At 62.5% G+C, this 21890-nt stretch carries 19 protein-coding genes and 1 tRNA gene; 9 read left to right on the forward strand and 11 right to left on the reverse strand.

Going from position 1 to position 21890, the window contains the following annotated elements:
- Positions 1-3 precede the first annotated feature (3 nt).
- The 5 genes from AMC99_RS10830 (at position 4) to AMC99_RS10850 (ending at position 8122) form a co-directional block, all read left to right on the forward strand.
- Positions 4-1332, forward strand: a complete 1329-nt coding sequence (locus tag AMC99_RS10830; RefSeq protein ID WP_338021442.1) for an amino acid permease — start codon at positions 4-6, stop codon at positions 1330-1332.
- A gap of 18 nt (positions 1333-1350) precedes the next feature.
- Positions 1351-2523: an aromatic ring-hydroxylating oxygenase subunit alpha gene (locus AMC99_RS10835; RefSeq protein WP_061926450.1), complete on the forward strand. Its 1173-nt coding sequence runs from the start codon at positions 1351-1353 to the stop codon at positions 2521-2523.
- Positions 2520-4121 (forward strand): phytoene desaturase family protein, encoded by a 1602-nt coding sequence (locus tag AMC99_RS10840; protein WP_061926452.1) that lies wholly within the window; start codon positions 2520-2522, stop codon positions 4119-4121. Before AMC99_RS10835 ends, AMC99_RS10840 begins: the two co-directional genes overlap by 4 nt.
- Before the next feature lie 84 nt (positions 4122-4205).
- A complete protein-coding gene (locus AMC99_RS10845) occupies positions 4206-4736 on the forward strand; it encodes a PAS domain-containing protein (protein WP_198143521.1) in 531 nt (176 codons plus the stop codon).
- Positions 4733-8122 (forward strand): CheR family methyltransferase, encoded by a 3390-nt coding sequence (locus tag AMC99_RS10850; protein WP_061926455.1) that lies wholly within the window; start codon positions 4733-4735, stop codon positions 8120-8122. The genes AMC99_RS10845 and AMC99_RS10850 overlap by 4 nt, the downstream gene beginning before the upstream one ends.
- 46 nt (positions 8123-8168) lie before the next feature.
- On the opposite strand, the gene AMC99_RS10855 is transcribed toward AMC99_RS10850, so the two are convergent.
- The 3 genes from AMC99_RS10855 to folK form a co-directional block, all read right to left on the reverse strand.
- A complete protein-coding gene (locus AMC99_RS10855) occupies positions 8169-8519 on the reverse strand; it encodes a response regulator (RefSeq protein ID WP_232301394.1) in 351 nt (116 codons plus the stop codon).
- Positions 8520-8633: 114 nt separating this feature from the next.
- Positions 8634-8709 (reverse strand) — tRNA-Lys (locus tag AMC99_RS10860).
- Positions 8710-8745: 36 nt separating this feature from the next.
- Positions 8746-9249, reverse strand: a complete 504-nt coding sequence (folK, locus tag AMC99_RS10865) for a 2-amino-4-hydroxy-6-hydroxymethyldihydropteridine diphosphokinase (RefSeq protein ID WP_061926459.1) — start codon at positions 9247-9249, stop codon at positions 8746-8748.
- Positions 9250-9301: 52 nt separating this feature from the next.
- Here folK and AMC99_RS10870 point away from each other — a divergent pair, with 52 nt between their 5' ends.
- Complete coding sequence (locus tag AMC99_RS10870; RefSeq protein ID WP_232301396.1) at positions 9302-10723, forward strand: M20/M25/M40 family metallo-hydrolase; 1422 nt, start codon at positions 9302-9304, stop codon at positions 10721-10723.
- Positions 10724-10734: 11 nt separating this feature from the next.
- On the opposite strand, the gene aguB is transcribed toward AMC99_RS10870, so the two are convergent.
- Together aguB and AMC99_RS10880 are read right to left on the reverse strand one after the other, a co-directional pair.
- Positions 10735-11586, reverse strand: coding sequence for an N-carbamoylputrescine amidase (gene aguB / locus AMC99_RS10875; protein WP_061926463.1), 852 nt, complete (start codon positions 11584-11586; stop codon positions 10735-10737).
- 16 nt (positions 11587-11602) lie between these two features.
- The gene (locus tag AMC99_RS10880; protein ID WP_061926465.1) at positions 11603-12463 is read right to left on the reverse strand and encodes a class I SAM-dependent methyltransferase; all 861 of its coding nucleotides are present in this window, start codon (positions 12461-12463) and stop codon (positions 11603-11605) included.
- A 106-nt stretch (positions 12464-12569) separates the two neighbouring features.
- Between AMC99_RS10880 and msrA the strand changes: the two genes are divergently transcribed.
- Both msrA and AMC99_RS10890 read left to right on the forward strand, forming a co-directional pair.
- Complete coding sequence (gene msrA / locus AMC99_RS10885; protein WP_061926467.1) at positions 12570-13100, forward strand: peptide-methionine (S)-S-oxide reductase MsrA; 531 nt, start codon at positions 12570-12572, stop codon at positions 13098-13100.
- 67 nt (positions 13101-13167) lie between these two features.
- Positions 13168-14004 carry a hypothetical protein gene (locus AMC99_RS10890; protein WP_157058308.1) on the forward strand — a complete coding sequence of 279 codons (837 nt, stop codon included), beginning with the start codon at positions 13168-13170 and terminating at the stop codon, positions 14002-14004.
- Between the two features lie 3 nt (positions 14005-14007).
- Here AMC99_RS10890 and AMC99_RS10895 read toward each other — a convergent pair whose 3' ends face one another.
- Positions 14008-15255: an RsmB/NOP family class I SAM-dependent RNA methyltransferase gene (locus AMC99_RS10895; RefSeq protein ID WP_061926471.1), complete on the reverse strand. Its 1248-nt coding sequence runs from the start codon at positions 15253-15255 to the stop codon at positions 14008-14010.
- A gap of 56 nt (positions 15256-15311) precedes the next feature.
- On the opposite strand from AMC99_RS10895, the gene AMC99_RS13900 reads away from it, so the two are divergent.
- Positions 15312-15470 (forward strand): DUF1674 domain-containing protein, encoded by a 159-nt coding sequence (locus AMC99_RS13900; protein ID WP_083440153.1) that lies wholly within the window; start codon positions 15312-15314, stop codon positions 15468-15470.
- Here AMC99_RS13900 and AMC99_RS10900 read toward each other — a convergent pair.
- The 5 genes from AMC99_RS10900 to AMC99_RS10920 all read right to left on the reverse strand — a co-directional run bounded on the left by AMC99_RS10900 (position 15467) and on the right by AMC99_RS10920 (position 21866).
- On the reverse strand, positions 15467-16867 hold the full coding sequence (locus tag AMC99_RS10900) for a cytochrome P450 (RefSeq protein ID WP_061926473.1): 1401 nt from the start codon (positions 16865-16867) through the stop codon (positions 15467-15469). The two genes, AMC99_RS13900 and AMC99_RS10900, sit on opposite strands and share 4 nt — an antisense overlap.
- A gap of 80 nt (positions 16868-16947) precedes the next feature.
- Positions 16948-17541, reverse strand: a complete 594-nt coding sequence (locus AMC99_RS10905) for a hypothetical protein (RefSeq protein ID WP_061926475.1) — start codon at positions 17539-17541, stop codon at positions 16948-16950.
- A 36-nt stretch (positions 17542-17577) separates the two neighbouring features.
- Positions 17578-18600, reverse strand: coding sequence for a ferrochelatase (gene hemH, locus AMC99_RS10910; RefSeq protein WP_061926477.1), 1023 nt, complete (start codon positions 18598-18600; stop codon positions 17578-17580).
- A 21-nt stretch (positions 18601-18621) separates the two neighbouring features.
- The gene (locus tag AMC99_RS10915; RefSeq protein ID WP_061926480.1) at positions 18622-20901 is read right to left on the reverse strand and encodes a xanthine dehydrogenase family protein molybdopterin-binding subunit; all 2280 of its coding nucleotides are present in this window, start codon (positions 20899-20901) and stop codon (positions 18622-18624) included.
- Positions 20901-21866 (reverse strand): Mrp/NBP35 family ATP-binding protein, encoded by a 966-nt coding sequence (locus AMC99_RS10920; protein ID WP_083440154.1) that lies wholly within the window; start codon positions 21864-21866, stop codon positions 20901-20903. The genes AMC99_RS10915 and AMC99_RS10920 overlap by 1 nt, the downstream gene beginning before the upstream one ends.
- Positions 21867-21890: the final 24 nt, after the last annotated feature.

Genomic DNA, 21890 nt, shown 5'->3' on the forward strand with positions numbered 1-21890 from the left:
GAATTGGCTGGGCCTGAAACCGCAGGCCCAAGGGGCATCGCCGGCGCGGACAAGCGCAAGCTCGGGCTGATCGGCGCCATCGCGCTGGTGATGGGCAACATGATCGGTTCGGGCGTGTTCCTGCTTCCGGCCAGCCTTGCCCCCTATGGCTGGAACGCGGTTCTTGCATGGGTTGTGGTCACCGCCGGCACGCTGGTGCTGGCTTGGGTATTCGCGGCCCTGACCAAGGCGAAGCCGGAAGCACGCGACCCGGCAGGCTTCGTCACGGCAGCTTTCGGCGACCTCCCAGCTTTCTTTGTCAACTGGGCCTATTGGGTGTCGGTCTGGACCGCCAATGTCTCTATCGCGGTCGCCGCCGTCAGCTATACCTCCGCCTTTGTGCCCGCGATCGGCGAAACGGCATTCATGCCGGCGCTGAGCGCGATCGTCCTGCTTTGGGCGATGACGCTGATAAACCTGCGCGGCGTGCGGGCGGCTGGCAATTTCCAGATCGTGACCGTCCTGCTCAAGGTCATACCGTTGATAGCCATCGTCGTGATCGCCGCCATCGTCCTTGGTGACGGAAGGGGCGAAGTCCGGGCCTTCGAAATGGCAGAGCTTAACGGGGTAGACCTGCGCGCCGCAGCCGCCTTCACCCTGTTTGCCCTGCTCGGCTTCGAATGTGCGAGCGTGGCCGCAGCCCGCGTCGAAAACCCGGACGTCAATGTCCCGCGCGCGACCATGTGGGGTACCGCTCTTACAGGCTTGCTCTACCTCCTCGTCTGTTCTGCCGTCGCCCTGATGCTGCCGCAGGACATCGTCGCGCAATCACCTGCGCCGCTGGCCTTGTTCGTGGAGGAATTCTGGGCCGCCGGTCCGGCAGCGCTGGTTTCCCTGTTCGCCATCATCAGCTGCGTCGGCGCGCTCAACGGATGGGTGCTGATGCAGGGAGAACTTCCCCGCGCCATGGCGGAGCGCGGGACCCTGCCCGCATGGTATGGAAGGACAGACAGTCGCGGCACTCCGGTGAGGGCGCTGATCGCATCGAGCCTGATTGCAACCGTCTGCCTGGCGCTCAACGCCAGCCGGAGCATGCAGGGCATTTTCGAATTCGTGTTGCTGCTGTCCACCAGCGCCGCGCTGTGGCTTTATCTGGTGGTCGCACTTGCCGCCTGGCGTCTGAAGATCGTTCGCCCCTTTGCCCTCGTCGGCGCCATCTATGCGGTATGGACTTTGTGGGGTGCAGGGATCGAGGCCAGCGGTTGGAGCCTGGTGCTGATGCTGGCCGGATATCCGCTCTATTGGTGGGCGAGGCAAAAGGCATCGCGCGGTCCGGTCGCCAGCGCGGAATAGCACTGCTAAACACACGTCATGGCAACGAAGATCGAACCGGCAAACGATGGCGCCTCCGACACGCTCGACGGGTGGAGCCTGCCCGCCTGGACCTATCACGACGAGGAATTCCACCGCCTCGAACTGGATCGCGTCTTTCGCCCGAGCTGGCAGGTCGTCTGCCACGAAAGCGACATTCCCGCCCTAGGCGACTGGCACACGCTCGATTATTGCGGCGAAAGCGTAATCGTGGTGCGCGGCAAGGACGACGTACTGCGCGCCTTCACCAATGTCTGCCGCCATCGCGGATCGCGGCTGGTCGACGGCGCGGTCGGCTGCGCGAAGAAGCTGGTTTGCCCCTATCACGCCTGGACCTACGACCTCGACGGTCGGCTGACGGGCGTGCCCGACAGCGCCAGTTACCCGACGCTCGACAAGGATCGCGCTGGGCTCGTCCCGGTCGACATGGAGAGATGGCGCGGCTTCATCTTCGTCAGGCTGGAGGACGATGGTGGACCTTCGGTGGCGCAGATGATGGCGCCCTATGAAGCCATGATCGAACCCTATCGCTTCGAGGAACTCGGCGCGCTGGGCCGTGTCACGCTGCGCCCGCGCGAGGTGAACTGGAAGAACGTCGGCGACAATTACTCCGACGGGCTACACATCCCCGTCGCGCATCCCGGCCTCACCCGCCTGTTCGGCAAGAGCTACGGCGTCGAAGCCGAGGCCAACGTCGACCGCATGTGGGGCGACATGGTGGACCGTGAAAGCGCCAACTGGTCCGAACGGATGTACCAGAAATTGCTGCCTTCCGTGCCGCACCTGCCCGAGGCAAGCCAGCGCCACTGGCTCTACTTCAAGTTGTGGCCCAATGTCGCCTTCGACATCTATCCCGATCAGGTCGACTTCATGCAGTGGCTACCGACCGGCCCGACCAGCTGCATCATCCGAGAGATCAGCTACGTCCTGCCCGATGACCGCCGCGAGATGCGCGCCGCGCGCTATCTCAACTGGCGGATCAACCGTCAGGTCAATGCCGAGGACACCGTGCTGATCACCCGTGTGCAGGAAGGCATGGGTTCGCGCAGCTTCTCGATGGGGCCATTGAGCGACACGGAAGTCTGTCTCAAGCATTTCTGCAAGCGGATGCGTGAAATCATTCCCGAGGCCCGCCTCGAACACCAACCCCCTTCCGGCTGGAGCCGTAAATGACCAAGCAATACGACGCCGTGATCATCGGCGCAGGACACAACGGGCTCGTCTGCGCCTTCTACCTCGCGCAGGCAGGCCTCAAAGTCCGCATAGTCGAGCGGCGCGATGTCGTGGGCGGCGCTGCTGTGACCGAGGAATTCCATCCCGGATTCCGCAACTCGGTGGCGAGCTACACGGTCAGCCTGCTGCAGCCCAAGGTCATTCGCGATATGCGGCTGCATGATCATGGCTATCGCGTGATCGAACGCCCGATTTCCAATTTCCTGCCGCAGGAAGATGGCGGGTACCTCAAGCTAGGTGGCGGACTCGAGCGCACTCAGGCTGAGTTCCGCAAGTTCTCGAACGCCGATGCCGAAGCGCTGCCGGCCTATTACGACGCGCTGGAAGGCGTCGCGGAGGTTCTGCGCGATCTTGCGCTTAAGTCACCACCCAATGTCGGCGAGGGCCTGCGCACGCTGCTGGCGGGCGCATCGCAAGGCTGGGGCATGGCCAAGCTGAGCCTGGAGGCGAAGCGCGACATCCTCGACCTCTTCACCAAGTCTGCCACCAGCTTCCTCGGCCAGTGGTTCGAGAGCGAGGCGGTCAAGGCCGCTTTCGGCTTCGACGCGGTGGTCGGCAATTACGCCAGCCCCGATACGCCCGGCAGCGCCTACGTCCTGCTCCACCACGTCTTCGGCGAGGTGAACGGCAAGAAGGGTGCATGGGGCCATAGCGTCGGCGGCATGGGCACGATCACGCAGATCATGGCCAAGGTTTGCGAGCAGGCCGGTGTCGAGATCAGCCTCGAAGCGGCGGTCGCCGAGGTGCTGGTTGATGGCGACACGGTCGCAGGTGTCCGCCTCGATAGCGGCGAGGATATTGCGGCCAAGCGGGTCATCGCCAATGTCGGCCCGAAACTGCTTTACGGCAAGATGCTCGACGAAAGCCACCAGCCTGAAGATTTCCGCCGTCGGATGCGCGGCTTCAAGGCTGGCGGCGGCACCTTCCGCATGAACGTCGCCCTGTCCGAGTTGCCAAAGTTCACCTGCCTCCCCGAGCCAGGCGAACATCACCAGTCGGGCATCATCATTGCCCCGACGCTCGACTACATGGACAAGGCCTTCCTCGACGCAAAGGCGCATGGCTGGTCGAAGAAGCCGATCGTGGAAATGCTGATCCCGAGCACGGTGGACGACAGTCTCGCCCCTCCGGGCCAGCACGTCGCCAGCCTGTTCTGCCAGCAGTTCGCGCCCGAACTGCCAGACGGACGCGATTGGGACGACGAGGAAGACGCAGCCGCAGATACCATCATCGACACGGTGGAAGCGCAGGCGCCCGGCTTCCGCGCATCGATCCTCGGGCGGCAGGTGCTCAGCCCCAAGGGCCTCTACAAGAAGTTCGGCCTCGTCGGCGGAGACATCATGCACGGGCACATGAGCCTCGACCAGCTGTGGTCGGCGCGTCCCGTGCTCGGCAACGGCGCCTATCGCGGGCCGGTAAAGGGTCTCTACATGTGCGGCGCAGGTACCCATCCGGGCGGCGGCGTCACCGGCGCGCCGGGCCACAATTGTGCTCACGAGGTCATTGCAGACGGGGGCTCGACCAGGCGCTTTCAATAGCAAGAAAGCCCGGCTCCCACGCCAATTGAGATTCGCACGAAATCGAATAATCGCTATGGTCAAATCATGGCGTCGCAGCGGGACATGGCTTCCATATTGCAGCAGATGTTCGACCGGAGTTCGGTCGCGCTCACTCTTGCCGATGAAAATCAGGAAGACTGCCCGCTGATCGCGATCAACAATCGCTTTACTGAAGTCACCGGATATCCGGCCGAAGATGTCATCGGGCGAAATTGCCGCTTCCTGCAACCGACTGGCGGTGCCGGGCCTGTACGCGACGACATCCGCGCATTCATAGACACACCGGACCGGTCCGAAGGACGTTTCCTGATTGCGAATGTCACGCGCGATGGCACGCCATTCCTCAACATCGTCTATCTCGCTCGCCTGCACGGCCCGAGCGGAGAGAGGTTCATCCTCGGATCGCAATTCAATGTTGATCTGGATCAATCGCGTGTGTTCATTTATGAGCGTTCACTTCGGGAAAGTCTGAACGATATTAGGAACTTGTTCAGCGATCATGATTGGACCATGTTGGGAAGCATGAGTGCCATTGCCAATTCGGCTGCATTGATCGCGCAATTCCGGCTCGACAGGGAGGGGGCATCGGAATGAACGACACTCAAGTAAGCCCCGTGCCGATCGTCGCGGTCGGGGCATCGGCTGGCGGGCTCGAGGCCCTGCGCGAGGTATTCCAGGCCAATGTCCGCAATTGCGGCATGGCCTTTGTCGTAATCCAGCACCTCGATCCGACCCATGAATCGCTCATGGCTCAGTTGCTCGAACGCTATACCGACATGAAGGTTACCCAAGCGGCTGGCGGCGAGCAGATCGAAGCCGACCATATCTACGTCATTCCCCCGGCACATGGGCTTGCAGTCAAGAATCAGGTGCTGGAACTGACCGAATTCCGCGACCCTCGCGGGATGCGCCGGCCGATCGATGATTTCTTCGAAAGCCTTGCCGAAGATGCCAAGTCGAACGCGGCTTGCGTTATCCTTTCGGGCACAGGTGGTGACGGCAGCCGTGGCCTTCGCGCGATAAAGGAACATGGCGGTCTAGCCATCGTGCAGGATCCGTCGAGCGCGCGATATGACGGCATGCCTGTTTCCGCCATCGGTACAGGACTGGTCGATATCGTGGCGAGGCCGGGCGAAATCATCGAGGCATTGCGCAACTTCTTCGACCGGGCCGACGACATCGCCCTGAATGAAGATGAATCGGAAGAGCTCGACCAGATCCCGCAGATCTGCTCCACGCTGCAGTCGGTCGTCGGTCACGATTTCTCGGGCTACAAGCGATCCACCCTTGCGCGCAGGATCGCCCGGCGGATCCAGGTCATCGGCGCTGCCGATGCAAAGGAATATCTCGCCCGTTTGCGGTCCGATGAAACCGAATGCGAGGCGCTGTTTCGCGACCTCCTGATCAATGTCACGCGCTTCTTCCGCGATGCCGAGGAATTCGATCGACTTACTCAGGACGTGATCGACCCGCTCGTGAGGAACGTCCGCAATTCGGACGAACTGAGAGTCTGGGTCGCGGGCTGCTCGTCTGGCGAGGAAGCCTATACGTTGGCGATGATCATCGCCGATTCCATGCGGCGACAGGATCGCAGCCCTTACGTCCAGATCTTCGCCACCGACATCGACGACAAGATGCTCGATATCGCGCGTGGCGCGACCTATCCAATCGCTGCCCTGTCCGACATACCTGCCGAAATGCAGAGCGAGTTCGTGCTCGTCGGACCCGATCATTTCACCATCGCTCCGCGTATCCGCGACATGGTCCGTTTCAGCCTGCACAACGTGCTTCGCGATCCGCCATTTTCGAAGATCGATCTCGTATCCTGCCGCAACCTCCTGATCTATTTCGACGAGGAACTGCAACGTCAGGTGATCCCGATGTTGCACTTCTCGCTGCGAGAAGGCGGCAAGCTGTTCCTCGGATCGTCGGAGACGGTTGGCAGGTTCGATGACCTTTTCTCCGTCGCCGACCAGCGCGCCAAGATTTACGACCGCAAGCCCGCAATGGGCAGGTATTCGCTCGTCTTCGGGAAAAGCGGGTCCACCCCGCCACGCGCCATCAGCACCATGCGACAGCCGCCGCGTCCGTCGAATTCGGTGGAGATGCGTGCGCTCAAGAAGATTGCAGAAACCTTTGCGCCGGTATCCATGCTGGTGGATGCCGAGGGGATCCTGCTCGATCATTGGGGCCCCGTCGGTCGTTATCTCAATTTTCCCGACCGCAGCGACAAACAAGTCGAGGTTGCTCGCCAATCGAAGGGCGGGTTGAGCGAGATCGTCGGCCCCCTGCTTCGCGAAACCATCAAGCACCAGAAGCCGCGGATCGCTCGCGACGTCTCGATCCAGACCGATTTCGGGAACCAGGTCGCTGACGTGATGACCGAAGACGTCGGGTCCGGCGCTTACCTGATCGTGATCCGCGAAAAAGGCGCACTTCAATCGCAGGAATACGACAAGTTCGAGGACTTCGAACGTGGCGGTAGCGAGCTCCAGTTCCTGCAGGACGAACTGCAGAATACACGCCAGCGCCTGCGTACGACTGTCGAGGAACTCGAGACGACGAACGAGGAGCTGAAGAGCTCCAACGAAGAAATGATGTCGATGAACGAGGAGCTTCAGTCGACAAACGAGGAACTGACGACCGTCAATGACGAGCTCAAGGCGAAGGTCGATCAGCTGACCACCGCCAATGCCGACATGAAGAACTTCGTCGATTCGACGGAGCTTGCCGTGTTGGTCGTCGATAACAAGCTCGGTCTGCGCATGTTCACGGAGGCGGCCGCCGGGATCTTCGAGATCGGATCGGTCAACATGGGCCAGCCCATCGCCGACCTTCTCAGCAGACTACGAACCGATGAATACATCGACATGGCGCGGCGAGCGGCGTTCGAGGGCCGTGTCGGCGAACAACGCGTCGAAACGGTTGGCGACCAGCGCCGCTTCATCCTGCGTGCCCTGCCCTATCGCCAGCTCGACGGTACGCTCGACGGTGCAACTCTCGTCTTCACCGACGTCACCGAATCGCTTTCGCTCGAGAAGGAACTCGCCGAGCAAAGTGCGCGCCTTCAGATGGCGCTCAATGTGGCGAAGATCGGCGTGTGGGAATACGAACCCTCGACCGGACGGACGGAACTCGACGATACCGAACGCGAACTGCTAGGTATCGAAACCATCGAGGACGGCGAGTTCATGGAGCCAATTCTCGCCCGGCTGCCGAACGAGGACCGTGACCGCGTCAACAGTGCCTTGCGCAAGGCGATGGACGGTCAGCATGTCTTCGACGAGGTTTTCCGAATTACCGACAAGGATGGTGAGCCGCGATGGCTACACGGCCTGGGTCGCAAGTTCGAAGTAGGCGAGGTCAACAAGTTCGTCGGAGTCAGTTTCGACGTGACAGCTGAGCATCAGCAGCTGGCCCAGCGCGAACTGATGATCCGCGAGATGAATCACCGCGTGAAGAACCTGTTTGCGATCATTTCCTCGCTCGTTTCTATCAGCGCACGGCATGCCGACAGCATCCCGGATTTCGCGACAGACCTGCGCGAACGCATCGGCGCTCTGGGCCGTTCGCACGCACTCACCGCCGACCGGGCGGAAGGCGAGGCGCAACTGCGGGACATCATCGAAACGGTAATGCGGTCCCAGTTCGATCGTCAGGAAGTCGAAGTCGCAGGAGAGGCAATCACCCTGCCCAACCGCATGGTCACCCCGCTTGCGCTGATAATGCACGAATGGGTGACAAACTCGGTCAAATACGGGGCGTTGAGCGTGCCTGACGGGCGCCTGAGCGTGACCTGGGCGCGCAAGGGGGACGCTGTCGATCTCGAATGGACCGAACGCGGCGGCAATGGCGGCGATCCGGGACACACCGGTTTCGGCACGCGATTGGTAGAAGTGACGGCAAAGCAGTTGGGCGGCGAAATCAGCGCAGCCGCAAACGACGGCGGTTATGATCGAAAGCTGAGCTTTTCAGTCTGAAAATGACTGCCGGACCGGCCCGCCTCTATTGGCGGGTTCCGACCGGTCAGAGTGACTGGACGAAAGGGGCCAGCTGTTCGGGCGACACTGGCTTGTCCAGCAACCGCGCCTTGGGAAAATCGTTGCGAATGCGCTCGCGATCCGCATCTGCGCTGATGAAGAGGATCGGGCAGCCGTTCTGATATAGATGCTCGGCTAGTGGCCAAACCTGCGTGCCCTGCAGGTTGATGTCGAGCACTGCTGCGTCAGGGATGGCGCTGGCCGAAGCTTCCAATGCACTGTTGAGGCAGTGGTACGGGCCCTCGATAGCGACACCGTAGTCCTCGAGCTGATAGGCAAGGTCCCACGCGACCAAAGCCTCGTCATCCACCACCATGACTTTGCGTTTATCCACCATGAGACCCAAACTACGCAGGAAGGTATTAGTTTCCGCTAAAGCAGCACGAAACATCATGCGTGCGGCGAATTTACCACACGCGTGGGAAACCCACTGATTTTGCGATGGAAAAGGTGGTGAGCCCTGCTGGGTTCGAACCAGCGACCTACTGATTAAAAGTCAGTTGCTCTACCGACTGAGCTAAGGGCCCCCTGACCGGGAACGCTGCGGATGGCAGCGCGGTCGCTCACCTAGGCACGGCGCGCGGCTTGGTCAAGCGCGCATATATCTGCGCCAGCGTCAGCCCGGTGACGGGATCTCTCCAGTCGGCTGCAAGCTGCAGCGCGGGTTCGAGGACGAAGCTCCGTTCGCGGAAATGCGGGTGCGGGATCGACAGGCCGCTATCGTGCCATGACCCGCCGCTCCACAGCACTATATCGAGGTCGAGCACGCGGTCGCCCCAGCTTTGCCCGCCGTTCTTCCTGCCGAATTCGCGTTCGATATGCTGGAGCCCGGCAAGCATGGCGAGGGGGTCGTAATCGCTGTCGATGAGCACTGCGGCATTGGCGAAGCGCCGTTTCGCCGGGCCGAGCGGCTCGGTCGATATTATCGAGGAACGGTCGGTCACGGTGCCGAGGGCGGCAAGTTCCTCCATCGCAGCGCCGACGACGCTGCGGGGCTGGCCGTAGAGGTGGTGACGCCGGTTAGATCCCAGTGCGACGAGGTAGAATTGCGCGCTTGCTCTGCTCATGGCGCAGCCCTAGCCTCGCGCAGAGGATGTGCCAATGAGAGGAAGTTCGACCGTGCGTTTCAAAGCAATTTTTCTGGCAGGTGCCCTGGCGGTGACAGGACAGGCCGTGGCGCAGGAAAGCCAGCCGCGCGAACTGACCGAACACGAACAGCGCATGCGCGAGATCTATCGCAACGTCATTTCCTTTCGTTCGGCGCGCGGTCATCAGCAGGTCGACGACCTTGTCGCCTATCTCACGTCGCAGCTATCGGCTGCGGGCTTTGCGCCCGAAGACCTGATGGTCACCGATTACGACAGCGATGGCGAACCGACACAGGGCCTTGTCGTGCGCTATCGCGGCGATGGCAGTTCCAGCAAGAAGCCGATCGTGATGCTGGGCCATATGGACGTGGTCGATGCCCTGCCGCAGGACTGGGAGCGCGATCCATTCAGCCTGACCGAGGAGGACGGGTATTTCTTCGGTCGCGGAACGCTCGACAACAAATACGGCATCACCAACCTCACCGGCACCTTCATCCGGTTGAAGGAAGAAGGGTGGACGCCCGGCCGCGATCTCTACCTCGTCTTTTCCGGAGACGAGGAAACCGGGATGATCTCGACGCGCGCACAGGCACGCTGGGTTGCCGATAATGTGGACCCTGAATTCATTCTCAACTCCGATGCCGGCGGGATCGGCCTGACGGACGACTTCACCCCGCTCGTTCAGCGCGTGCAGGCGGCGGAAAAGACATTCGCAACGTGGGAACTGACGGTGACCAATCCCGGCGGGCATTCATCGCGCCCGCGCAGCGACAATGCGATCTATGAACTGGCCGACGCGCTGACGAAGATCCGCGACTATCGTTTCCCCGTGCAGGCGACGCCGCTGACCCGCAGCTATTTCGGCGCGCTCGGCCAGAGCATGCCGGGTGAACTCGGCGCAGCCATGCTGGCTTTCGCCAAGGATCCGACCGATGAAAAGGCGATCGCGGCGTTGCAGGCGAACCCGGAGACGGTCGGCACTCTGGGCACGACCTGCGTCGCCACGATGCTACGTGCGGGTCATGCCGAAAACGCCCTGCCGCAAAGCGCGACCGCAACGGTCAATTGCCGGATTTTCCCCGGTGTCGGCGCCGCTGCAACGGAACAGGCGCTGCGCGACGTGATCGGCATCGGCAACGTCGCTTTCAAGCTGATGACCAATGTCACCGAAAGCCCCGAGAGCACGCTGCGCGACGATGTGAAGGCATCGCTCGCATCATCGCTTTCGAACAGGTTCGGCAAGGCGATCCCGATCCTGCCCTACATGGAATCGGGCGGAACCGACGGCATGCACTATCGCACGCTCGGCTATGACACGGTGGCGATTTCCGGCGCGGGCAGCAGGTCGCAGGACATGTATGCGCACGGGCTGAATGAACGCATGCGGGTCGATGCCTTCTACAACGGGCTCGACCACTGGTATGTCATCCTGAAGGAGCTTGCCGGCAGCTAGAACGCCGGAGCTCAGATATCTTCGCAGATGCGCCCGTAAAGCTGCGGGCGGCGATCCCGGAAAAAACCCATCCCGGCGCGGTGTTCGGCCGCCTGGTCGAGATCGAGTGTGGCAACCAGCACGCCATCTTCGGTCTTGCCGAATTCGACCAGCATGTCGCCCCATTCATTGGTGATGAAGCTGTGACCGTAGAATGCCTGGCCCTCTTCCACGCCGATCCGGTTGGCGGCGATAACCGGCATGCAGTTCGACACCGAGTGCCCCTGCATCGCACGTTGCCACATGCGGCTGGTGTCGAGTTCGGCGTCATAGGGTTCGGAACCGATTGCGGTCGGATAGAACAAGAGTTCGGCCCCCATCAGGGCCATGACACGCGCGGTTTCAGGATACCATTGGTCCCAGCAGATACCGACGCCGATGCGCGTTCCGAACAGGTCCCACACCTTGAACCCGTCGTTCCCCGGGCGAAAATAGTACTTTTCCTCGTAACCCGGCCCATCAGGAATATGGCTCTTGCGATAGGTGCCCATGATCTCGCCATCGGCGCCGATCATGGCGAGCGTGTTGTAATAGTGATGCCCGTCGCGCTCGAAAAAGCTGGTCGGGATCGCAACCTTCAATTTGGCCGCAAGCTTGCGCATCGCGATGACCGATGGATGGTCGAGCGTCGGGCGCGCCAGGGCGAAAAGCGCCTCGTCCTCCTGCTTGCAGAAGTAGGGGCCGGAAAACAGTTCGGGCGGCAGGACGATCTGCGCACCCCTCGCCGCGGCCTGTTCGACCATTTCGGAAACGGCTGCGATGTTGGTCGCTTCGTCCTCGCTGCCGAGTGCGAGTTGAAGGGCGGCGACAGTGATTTCTCTCATGCGCCGCCCTTTAATGCTAACCGGCCTTCTTGAACAGGAGCGTCATGCGATCGCTCTCGCCGATCGCCTTCTTCGCTTCGTCTTTCGATGACCAGATCGGCGGGATCTGCCAGACGCCGCCATCGTGATCGGCGGTGTCGCGGGGATTGGCGTTGATCTCGCTCATTCCGACCAGCTTGAAACCGTGGGCTTCGACGAGCTTTATGACATCGTCCTGCCGGAGGTAGCCATTGTCGCCATTGGCATAATCGTACGGCGCGTCATCCTTCGCGCGGTGCTGGACGATACCCAGCATGCCATCATCCTTCAGCAAGGAACGGATGTTGCCGAGCTCCTCGTGGGCGAGGTTCCAGCGCTTCATATTGTGCATCATGCGGAAGACCAGGACGCGGTCTGCCGTCCCCTTCATCTCTTCGGGGATCGCATTGGTATTCAATCCCAGGAAACGCGCACGCCCTGTGACGCCCGCCGCATCCATTTCCGCGCCAAGGTCGCGCGGGAAGGTTTTGGCGAAGGCATCCTGCGTCGCGCGCGCTTTTTCGGACGCGAAGCTCAGCGTCTTGATCGCGCCGATGTAGGTGCCTTCCTCGCCGAGATAGGGAACGAGGATCTTCGCGTACCAGCCGGGCGATGCGAAATAATCGACCACGGTCATGCCCGGCTTCACGCCGAAGAACATCAGCGTTTCGACCGGATGCCGATGCTGGTCACGCGCGCGATCGTCGCCGCGCCATTCGGCAGCGGCTGCCTGCATCAGGGCATGGCGGGCGGCGTGATCCGTGCCGGCGGCCATGTGGCTGTTGTGATCTTCTGCCATCGCCGGGCTCGCAGCCAGCATCGGAAGCGCGGCGGCCGCGGCAAAAACCAGTCTCTTCATCCCTGTAAACTCCCATTTTTCAAGCCGAACCTGTCTGGCCAATCGGCTTGTCGATGACAACCGGCCCGTCCGTACCTATCTGCCAACCTCAAAGGAGATTCTACGAATGGAACAGGCAATCGTCGCCGGCGGGTGTTTCTGGTGCACCGAAGCAGTGTTTCGCGATGTGATCGGCGTAAGCGAGGTCGAAAGCGGCTATATCGGCGGTTCGACCGAGAACCCGACCTACAAGGAGGTCTGCAGCGGGGCGACCGGTCATGCAGAGGCCATCCGCATCACCTACGACCCTGCAGTCCTCTCCTATGGCGACCTGCTCGATGTTTTCATGGGCACGCATGACCCGACGCAGCTCAACCGCCAGGGGAACGATGTCGGCACCCAGTATCGCAGCGCCATCTTCCCGCTCGACGATACCCAGCGCGAAGAAGCGCAGGCCGCCATCGCCCGCTGGAACGCGGAACACGATGGCCAGAGCGCTGTCACGACCATCGAAGGCCCGGCGACTTGGTATTCGGCAGAAGGGTACCACCAGGAATATTGGGAAGGCGAAGGCCAGCGAAATCCCTATTGCCTCGCGGTAATTCCGCCCAAGCTGATGAAGCTCAGGAAAAGCTTCGCCGCGCGCGTGAAGGACTGATCCAGGCGCGACGTTCCGCATGACGTATTGAATTGCGGTCGGGCAGTATGGCTGGCACAGTTATGCGGTGCCCGGACCGATGGACGCCCAGCCTGAAAGTTTCACCCATGGCCATGTCATGGACGGGGACGGTCGCATCCATTTTCAATGTTCGCAGGATGTCTTGGTGTGGCCGTGGCTTGCGCTGCCGCCGTGCCACCCGGTCGTGGTTCAGGTCGCGAACTACTGGATCAGCGTTGAGTGCTCGACCTTTCGCGGCACCTTCGATCCGACAAAGTGGAGCGCGCTGGTGTGGACGGAATGGCACTGCGGTGACGAGGGCGCGGGCCATCCTGTACGCGGCACCATGGCCCCGCATGGCGAGGAAGAAAAACTCGGCTTCGCGATCGAACTGTTTGACGCGCAGGACCGCCCGGCTTTCGCGATGAAGGGACGCGGCGTGGTCTTCCGCACGCGCAATTTCGAAGGTTGGCGCGGTGAAACGAAATCGAAGCTGGCGCGCAAGGACGCGGCAGCCGGATTTACCTATGCGAGCCGTGAGGCGGTGGGCGCGGGACCGCGCGAATTCGCTTTCCTTGCTCCGATCGATACTGCCGCCACACCGTCTGCCCGCGGTCTCATCACCGCTGCCAACGGCCTGCCGCCCGCGCATCCTTTCATCAGCGCTTCGGGCGACCACGTGAACGCCGCGCATATAGCCGAGGCGGGGCGCCAGTTCGTCGCTCTGCTGAAGGATGATCCCGGCGTCCGCATCACCGCTGGCGAGATCACCTTCAAACACTATGTGGAGATCGGCGTACCCTTTGTGGTCGATTTGGAGACGGATTCGGATAATTCGGCGGCGATGGTGCTCTCGCAGAACGATCGCGAGTGCTCGAAGATCAGGCTCGAATACGCCGGCTGACAGTCAGCGCTTTCGCCAGCGCGCGACGAAAAACCCGTCGAGCCCGCCGTCCTGTTCCAGCATTCCCGGATCGGTCCTGACCCAGCCTTCAGCGGTCGGTTCGATCCCCTGCGGCAGTTCGGCGGAGGTCACGGGCAGCCTTTCGAGGTCGAATTGCTGTTCGATCCACATTGCCTGTTCTTCGCCCTCTTCGCTCTCCAATGAACAGACGGCATAGACCAGCACATTGCCGCTGCGCATCCAGCCGATCGCACGTTCGGCGAGGGCCCGCTGGATTTCGACCATCTCCTCGATCTGGCGTGGCCCGACCCGGTGCAGGACATCGGGGTGGCGCCGGCAGGTGCCGGTCGCGGAGCACGGCGCATCGATCAGGATGGCGTCGAACGCCTTGCCCGGCGTGTAGGACAAGGCATCGGCGCAGACGATCTCGGCTGCAAGGCCGGTGCGGGAGAGATTTTCGCGCAACATGTCGAGCCGCCGCTCGCTGATATCGAGCGCGGTGACCTGCCACCCGCGGCTCGCGAGCTGCATCGTCTTGCCGCCGGGCGCTGCACAAAGGTCTAGCGCGCGTTTCCCGGAACCATCGCCCAGCAGGCTCGCAGGTATCTGCGCGGCAAGATCCTGCACCCACCATGCGCCCTCGTCGAAACTCGGCAAGCGGTCGATCGGCGTTCCGCGCGGAAGCCGGATATTGCCCGGGCCCAGTGTCTCACCGCCCATTGCTACGGCGCGCGCGGACGTTTCGGATATGTCCCTGAGGCACAGGTCGAGCGGCGGCGGATCGCCGAGCCCCTTTGCAATCTCGCTTGCCCGCTCTCCCCAACGCATCTGCACCGCGTCGGGCAGGGTCGGCACTTCAGGTAGCGTAACCTCGCGCTTGGTCAGGGTGGAGAATACGCCATGCGCCAGTCGGCGCGGACCGCCTGCCAGCAGAGGAAGGCCGGTCGCGATCACGGCATGCGGCGGCGTATCGAGCCTGAGCCATCCTGCCAGCATCAGGCGCAGCACCGCTCGCGGCTTTGCGTCGTCGGGGAGGCGCTTCTTCGTCGCACTGTCGATCAGCGAATCGAGGTCCGCCAGCCAGCGCAGCGTTTCGCCGGCAAGCGCTCGGGCAAGCGCCTTGTCCGCCGGTCCCCTGATCGGTTTCAATGCTGCGCGTTCGGCCTGTTCGAGCGTTTCGCCGCGACGCAGAACCGCGTCGATCAGCTTTAGCGCGCCCTGCCGCGCTGGAAGTCCTGGTGTCTTGTTCATTCGCCGCTGCCCTAGAGCGCATTGAAACTCTGCGCCAGCCTGCGCATTATGGGGACATGACCAAGCGCAAATCCAAACAGGCCGCCGATTTCAAGAAGCCGGCACACTGGACCAACGATCCGCCGCCTGCGCCCAAGGAAGGCAAAGTCGACGAAGAGCTTTCTCCCACCCGCTTCGGCGACTGGGAGAAAAACGGGATCGCGATCGATTTCTAGAGCCGTCTGAACGCGACTTTCAGGCCGTCCTTCGGCTTGGGGATCGGCCATGGCTGCCATTTCGGATCGTAGCCCTCGGCAATTTCGATCGAATACTGCGGCAATAGCTGCGCCATCAGGATCTTCACCTGCATATAGGCGAAGTGGAGGCCGAGGCACATGTGCGCGCCGCCGCCAAACGGCACCCAGGCATATTTGTGCCGCGCCTTCACCTGTTCCGGGGTGAAGCGCATCGGATCGAACTTCTCCGGCTCGGGCCAATATTCCTCCATGTGATGGACCATGTGGATGTTGATACCGACGCTGGTCCCTGCAGGGATGCGGTAACCGCCATATTCGAAGCTCTTGAGCGCGCGCCGCGGCATGGATGGTACCGGCGGAATCATGCGCAGCGCTTCCTTGAACGCCATTTCGGTCAATTCGAGTTTGCCCAGGTCGTCGTAACTGAGCGGTCGCGGCTTGCCCGATGCATCGACACCGCCGGTCACGGAAATCACTTCCTGGCGCAGCTTGTTCTGCCAGTCCGGATTCTTTGCCAGCAGGTAGATCAGAGAGGTTGCGGACGAAGTAATCGTATCGTGCGCCGCCATCATCAGGAAGATCATGTGGTCGACGACCTCGTCGACCGGCAGCAACGAACCGTCTTCATGCGTCGCCGTCGCAAACTGGCTGAACATGTCCTGCCCGCCGCCTTCGGCCCGGCGCCGGTGGGTTTCACGGGTAAAGTAATCGACCAGGTATTTGCGACCGTCGACGCCTTTCTTCATCTGGGTGAAGGGCAAGGGCGCGCGGATCGGAGCTACCGATGCCTGAACCATGTCGACGAAGGCGGTATTGATCTTGTCGGCTTCCGGCCCCCACGGGATACCGATGAAGCTGTCCGCGGCGAGATCGAGCGTCAGCTGCTTGATCGCCGGATAGAACCGCATCTCGCGGTCCGCCCATTTTGCAATCTCTCGCGCGATCCCGGCATTAAGCGACCCCGAATAATGGCGCATGGGTCCGGGCTTGAACGCGATGGACAGGGCCCGCCGGTCCGCACGATGATGATCGAAATCTATCAGCATCAGGCCACGCGGGAACAGCTTGTCGAGGATCGGCCCCCAGCCCTGCTCGCTGGAAAATATCTTGTCGCGATCGAACAGGAGAAGCTCGTTCGCCTCTGCCCCGATCAGAGCTACCTGCCAGCCACCAAAAGCACGGCCCTTGTACACCTTGCCGTATTTGGCGACCATTTCCTGCGCGAAGCCATGCGGGTCGGCCAGCATGCGGAACGTATTGCCGACGATGGGCAATCCGGCTTCGCCCGGAATATGATCGAGCGCATCTGCGGGAAGTCGCTGCGACCAGTGGGTGGGGCGGAATTCGGCGTTCTCGTGGGCGGCGAGGGTTGCCATGCGAGTCACTCTCCAATGTCTCGTTGCGATCAGCTACTTACCTTAGTGTAAGTTGCTGTCGCGGCAAAATCCATAGCTTCCTATTCGCCTGAATTGCCGTCGCTTTCCTGTTGGCGGCCGAGCAGCCGTGCCCAATCGATCCGGGGCAATATGGCGAGCCCTGCCAGAAGCGCGACCTGCACCACGATGGCGAGCGGGCTGGTCAGCACTTCGCGAAAGGCGTCTCCCATCGAATAGCTTTCGATGAGGTGCGCCGAGCCTGCATAGATCGAATAGGATACCAGCCGACCTGCGAAGAATGCGAGCGTGAAAGGCAGAAGTCGCACGCCTGCCATTCCGGCTGCGGCAAACAATTGGGCCGAGGGCAGCGGCGAAAGCGCGAACAACCCCAGCCCGAGCAGCCAGTTGCGCCGCTTCTCCTCGAAAGCCTCCTTTGCAGCGGCAAGATTACCGCGCAGTCGCTCCGAAATGCGGCTGCCCCAGAAGCGGAAAACCGTCGCCAGCGCGAACCGGCCCGAGGCGGCAGCGGCAGCGCCACATACCACCAGGACCGGATAGGGAATCTGGGTATTGAGACCAGCAACGACGATAATCGACCATGTCGGCGGCCCGAAAGCGGGGAGGAGATTGATCGCGAACACCACGAGCACGAACAGGATCAGTTCGCTCGCCATCAGCAAGGCCGGCCCTTGGCGCCGCCCCGCACAGCGTCAGATCCAGCCGGACAATTCGCGGCGCATGATCGTCTCGAGCATGGCCATGCCGGGCGCCGAGGTGTTGAGGCACGACAGCACGGCATAGTCCTGCCCGCCTGCTTCAGTGAATTGTTCGCGTCCCGCGATGGCGAGTTCCTCGAGCGTTTCGACGCAATCGGCGGCAAAACCGGGTGCTGCGACCGCCAGCCGCCGGGTGCCCTTATGCGCTTCGGCCTCGAGCGTCGCATCGGTCGCAGGCTCCAGCCATTTCGCCTTGCCGAACCTCGACTGGAAGGTCGTCTCGATCCGCATTCCCGGCCGCGCGATGCGTTCGCCCAGCAGGCGCGCGGTCTTCATGCAGTGGCAGTGATAGGGATCGCCGAGGTCGAGCGTTCGCTGCGGCATGCCGTGGAAGCTCAACAACAGGACTTCGGGTTCGAACGCGAGGCTGTCGAGCTGCGCGCCGAGATCGGTCGCCAGCGCGTCGATATATGCAGGATCGTCGTGATAGGGCGGCACGAACCGCAGGGCAGGCTGCCAGCGCATCTCGGCAAGGATGCGGGCCACCTCGTCGAAAACCGTGGCCGTCGTCGCGGCGCAATATTGCGGGTAAAGCGGCGCAATCGCGATGCGGTCGCAGCCGGCCTCCTGCAACATGGCGATACGTTCGCGGAGCGAGGGTCGGCCATAGCGCATGGCGTGGCTGACGATGACGTCGTCGCCCAGCCGCATTTGCAGGTCGACCGCCTGCGCTTCCGTTATCGCGGCGAGCGGCGAACCCTGATCGGTCCAGACCTTGGCATAGGCGGCGGCGCTCTTTTTCGGGCGCACGTTCAAAATGATGCCGCGCAGGATCGGCTGCCAGGCAATGGCCGGGATTTCGATGACCCTGCGGTCGGACAGGAATTCGGCGAGGTAGCGCTTGACTGCTGGTGCGGTCGCTTCGTCGGGCGTGCCGAGATTGACGACCAGCAGTCCGACCTTGCCGCTCCGGACCGCAGGATGTCCTGCCGGGAGATTCTGCTGCTGCCAGGTCATGCCTTCGTGTCCATCATTCGCCTACAAACCGTCGTTGGAGATGAGGGGCAGGCGGCGCAATCTCAAGCCAGTCGATGAAAACAGCGCATTGGCAATGGCCGGGGCCGCGACCACAGCGCCGAGTTCGCCCGGATCGAACGGCTCTGCAGAGCTGTCGATGAATTCCACTTCGATTTCCGGGCAATCGTCGATCTTCGGAAGGTTGAGCGCCGACATCTGCTGCGCCACCGGCAGGCCGCCGCGATAACGGGTCGAAGCGCCCATCGCCATGGCGAGGCCGAAGACCAGCCCGCCCTCGATCTGCTGCCGGGCAAGGTCGAGATTGACGATCCGGCCGATATCGACCGCCGCAGTCAACTTGGTCACGCGAACGCCGCCTTCGCCTGCGCGGGCAGATGCGATGCACGCGATCCGCCCGCCGGTCGCCACGTCGCCGATCCGGTGGCAGGCGATGCCCTGCCCGCTCTGGTCAACGCCGCCGCCCCATTCGGCCAGACGCGCAGCGCGCTGCAGGCACTGGGCCAGCCGGACATCTGCGCCGAGCATTCCGATACGGAAGGAAAGCGGCTCGCGCGCGTGCTTGTGCGCGATCTCGTCGATGAAACTTTCGATCGCAAAGGCGGTGTAAGCGTGGGAATTGCCGCGCATGCGCGAGCAAGGCAGGCCGATTTCGACAGGCACGTGATCGACCTGCACATGGCCGATGTCATAGGCGGGCATGGCGCCTTCGCAGGACATGGGATCGGGAATATTCTCGCTGTCGCGGATCGCCGCCCACGTGGTCGTGTTGTCGAACAGGCGGTGGCCGAATTCGACATTGGCAGGCGGCGTTGCGATGCGCGTCTTCATGGCATCGATATTGCCTTGCCCGTCCTGCGAAAGCCGGGCGGTGAGCAGGAGGTGCGCCGGCTGGCGCGGACGCGTCATCAGCAATTCCTGCCAGCGCGACCAGATGAGTTGGACGGGGCGGTCGAGATCCTGCGCGATCAGTGCCGCTTCGATAGCGTGATCATGTTCAAGACGGCGGTCGAAGCTGCCGCCTGCCGACATGGGATAGAGCACGACATCGCGGATATCGAAGCCGACAGCCTTTGCCACGGCCTTGCGCGTCAGTTCGGGCGCCTGGCTCGCCACCCAAAGCTCCAGCCTGCCGTCGATGATCCGCGCGGTGGCGCTGGCGGTTTCGAGCGGCGCATGAACCCCGGCCTCGATTTCGTAGATACGGGCGATCCCCGCCTTGCCGCCGCTCGAATAACCATCACCCCGCATGGCGATATTGTACGCCTCGCCTTCGCGCAGGCCCCGGTCGAGCCGTTCGGTGATGTCGTCGCTGTCGACCAGGCTTTCGACCGTGAAACGCGGCTGCATGGTCTCAAGCGCGCGTTCGGCAGCCCACCAGCTTCTCGCCGCGACGGCCAGCCAGCGCTTGCCCTTCACTGCCCCCACGATGCCGCGAATGCCGCGGGCGTTGAAGGGGTTGAAGTCGGTCAGCACCGCCTTGTCGATCGGACCGTGGCGGATCCCGGCGTAGACCATGTCAGGAAGGCGGACGTCGCCTGCAAACTGGTAAGTACCGTCGACCTTCGACGGCAGGTCGAGGCGGGGATAGGCGGTCGGCGCATCGACCTCTCCCGGCAGCGATTTTTCGGCTGGCGGCTCGGGCAGCAATGGCGGCGGATCGGGCGGTTCGAAACCGCTCGCTTCTTCGGCAAGCTCGGCAAAACTCAGGCGCTTCTCGCCATGGAAGATAAAGCCCGAAATCGCCTGGCATTCTTCCCAGCTGACGCCCCAACGGTCGGCGGCGGCCATCGCGAGCATGGCGCGGGCAGCGGCAGCCGCTTCCCGGCAGGGCATTTCATAAGCAGCAAGCGTCGTGCCGTCAGCCGTCCCTGTAAACCGGCTGCCGCGGGCAAACCGCTCTGCCACCAGGTCGTCCGGCTCGTCCGCCAGCCCGTCCCAGAACGGCATCCACATGGCAGACCATTTCGCGGCGAGCGGGATATTGGCATAGGTTCCGCTCGGCGGCGCGGGCTCGACGGCGACCTGGCGCCAATCGGCCCCCAACTCCATCGCCACGATCTGCGGCAGGAGCGTGGTGACACCCTGCCCCATCTCAAGCTGCGGAACTGCCACTGTGATCACGCCGTCGCTGCCGATCTTGATCCAAGCGTCGAAGGCATATTCGTTGCGCCCGACTTCCAGCGGCGTCGGGTAACTGCGCGGCATCAGGGTCCACGCGACGATCGCCCCGCCACCCAGCGCGGCTCCGACGAGCAGGCGGCGGCGGGTGATCCCTGTCATCAGGCGGCTTCCCTCGCCAGCCAGTCGGCGAGTTTTTGCGCGATATCGCGGAAAGCTGCGGCTTCTTCGCCATCCCCTGCCGCAGGCGGTTCGCCGCTGTCTCCGGCGATGCGGATCGCCATGTTGAGCGGGATGCGGCCGAGGAACGGCAGTTCGAGCCTGCCGGCCGCAGCCTCCACTCCGCCGCAGCCGAACGGATCGCTTGTCTCGCCGCAATGGGGACACTGATAGCCGGCCATGTTTTCGACCAGCCCGATGATCGGGACCCCGCCGGTATCGAACAATTGCCCGGCCCGAGCAGCATCGATCAGGGCAAGGTCCTGCGGCGTCGAAACCAGTACCGCGCCATCGGGCTTGTGCTTTTGCAGCATCGAAAGCTGCACGTCGCCCGTGCCCGGCGGAAGGTCGATCAGAAGCACCTCGACATCGCCCCAGTCGGCATCGATCAATTGCGCCAGCGCACCCACCGCCATCGGGCCGCGCCAGGCAAGCGCCTGCGCTGGTTTGACGAGGTGGCCGATCGATAGCGAGGGGACGCCGTATTTGCTCGCGATCGGGACCAGCTTGTCATCGACAGCCTGCGGTTTCTGCCCTTCGGTTGCGAGTAGTTTGGGCTGCGAGGGACCATAGATGTCGGCATCGACCACGCCGACCTTCAGCCCCAACCGCTTCAATGCCACGGCAAGGTTGGTCGTCAGCGTCGATTTACCGACCCCGCCCTTGCCCGAACCGACCGCAATGATCCGCCGCTCGACCTTGTCCGCCATCATCGCGACGCGAACCTCGGCCACGCCTTCGGCAACGCCGAGCGATTGCTCGATCTTTTTTTCGACAGCATCGCGCTCACCTGCCGAAAGGCCCGAGGCATCGACCACGACGATGGCGCGCTCGCCAATCATGCTCGCCGACTTCACTCGTTCCGCGATCGCGGCTGGGAGGCGTGTTTTCAAACCCTCTTGATCCATTGAGCGGCGCTCTAGCATCAAATT

The sequence above is a fragment of the Altererythrobacter epoxidivorans genome, assembly GCF_001281485.1.
Taxonomy (GTDB): domain Bacteria; phylum Pseudomonadota; class Alphaproteobacteria; order Sphingomonadales; family Sphingomonadaceae; genus Erythrobacter; species Erythrobacter epoxidivorans.

Excerpts from the sequence above, each read along its gene's own strand:
- AMC99_RS10895 (WP_061926471.1), bottom strand. The coding sequence starts at position 15,255 with ATGAACAAGACACCAGGACTTCCAGCGCGGCAGGGCGCGCTAAAGCTG.
- AMC99_RS10835 (WP_061926450.1), top strand. The coding sequence starts at position 1,351 with ATGGCAACGAAGATCGAACCGGCAAACGATGGCGCCTCCGACACGCTC.
- AMC99_RS13900 (WP_083440153.1), top strand. The coding sequence starts at position 15,312 with ATGACCAAGCGCAAATCCAAACAGGCCGCCGATTTCAAGAAGCCGGCA.
- AMC99_RS10915 (WP_061926480.1), bottom strand. The coding sequence starts at position 20,901 with ATGACAGGGATCACCCGCCGCCGCCTGCTCGTCGGAGCCGCGCTGGGT.
- AMC99_RS10850 (WP_061926455.1), top strand. The coding sequence starts at position 4,733 with ATGAACGACACTCAAGTAAGCCCCGTGCCGATCGTCGCGGTCGGGGCA.
- AMC99_RS10855 (WP_232301394.1), bottom strand. The coding sequence starts at position 8,519 with ATGGTGGATAAACGCAAAGTCATGGTGGTGGATGACGAGGCTTTGGTC.
- AMC99_RS10920 (WP_083440154.1), bottom strand. The coding sequence starts at position 21,866 with ATGGATCAAGAGGGTTTGAAAACACGCCTCCCAGCCGCGATCGCGGAA.
- aguB (WP_061926463.1), bottom strand. The coding sequence starts at position 11,586 with ATGAGAGAAATCACTGTCGCCGCCCTTCAACTCGCACTCGGCAGCGAG.
- AMC99_RS10905 (WP_061926475.1), bottom strand. The coding sequence starts at position 17,541 with ATGGCGAGCGAACTGATCCTGTTCGTGCTCGTGGTGTTCGCGATCAAT.
- AMC99_RS10900 (WP_061926473.1), bottom strand. The coding sequence starts at position 16,867 with ATGGCAACCCTCGCCGCCCACGAGAACGCCGAATTCCGCCCCACCCAC.
- msrA (WP_061926467.1), top strand. The coding sequence starts at position 12,570 with ATGGAACAGGCAATCGTCGCCGGCGGGTGTTTCTGGTGCACCGAAGCA.
- AMC99_RS10845 (WP_198143521.1), top strand. The coding sequence starts at position 4,206 with ATGGCTTCCATATTGCAGCAGATGTTCGACCGGAGTTCGGTCGCGCTC.
- hemH (WP_061926477.1), bottom strand. The coding sequence starts at position 18,600 with ATGACCTGGCAGCAGCAGAATCTCCCGGCAGGACATCCTGCGGTCCGG.
- AMC99_RS10840 (WP_061926452.1), top strand. The coding sequence starts at position 2,520 with ATGACCAAGCAATACGACGCCGTGATCATCGGCGCAGGACACAACGGG.
- folK (WP_061926459.1), bottom strand. The coding sequence starts at position 9,249 with ATGAGCAGAGCAAGCGCGCAATTCTACCTCGTCGCACTGGGATCTAAC.
- AMC99_RS10880 (WP_061926465.1), bottom strand. The coding sequence starts at position 12,463 with ATGAAGAGACTGGTTTTTGCCGCGGCCGCCGCGCTTCCGATGCTGGCT.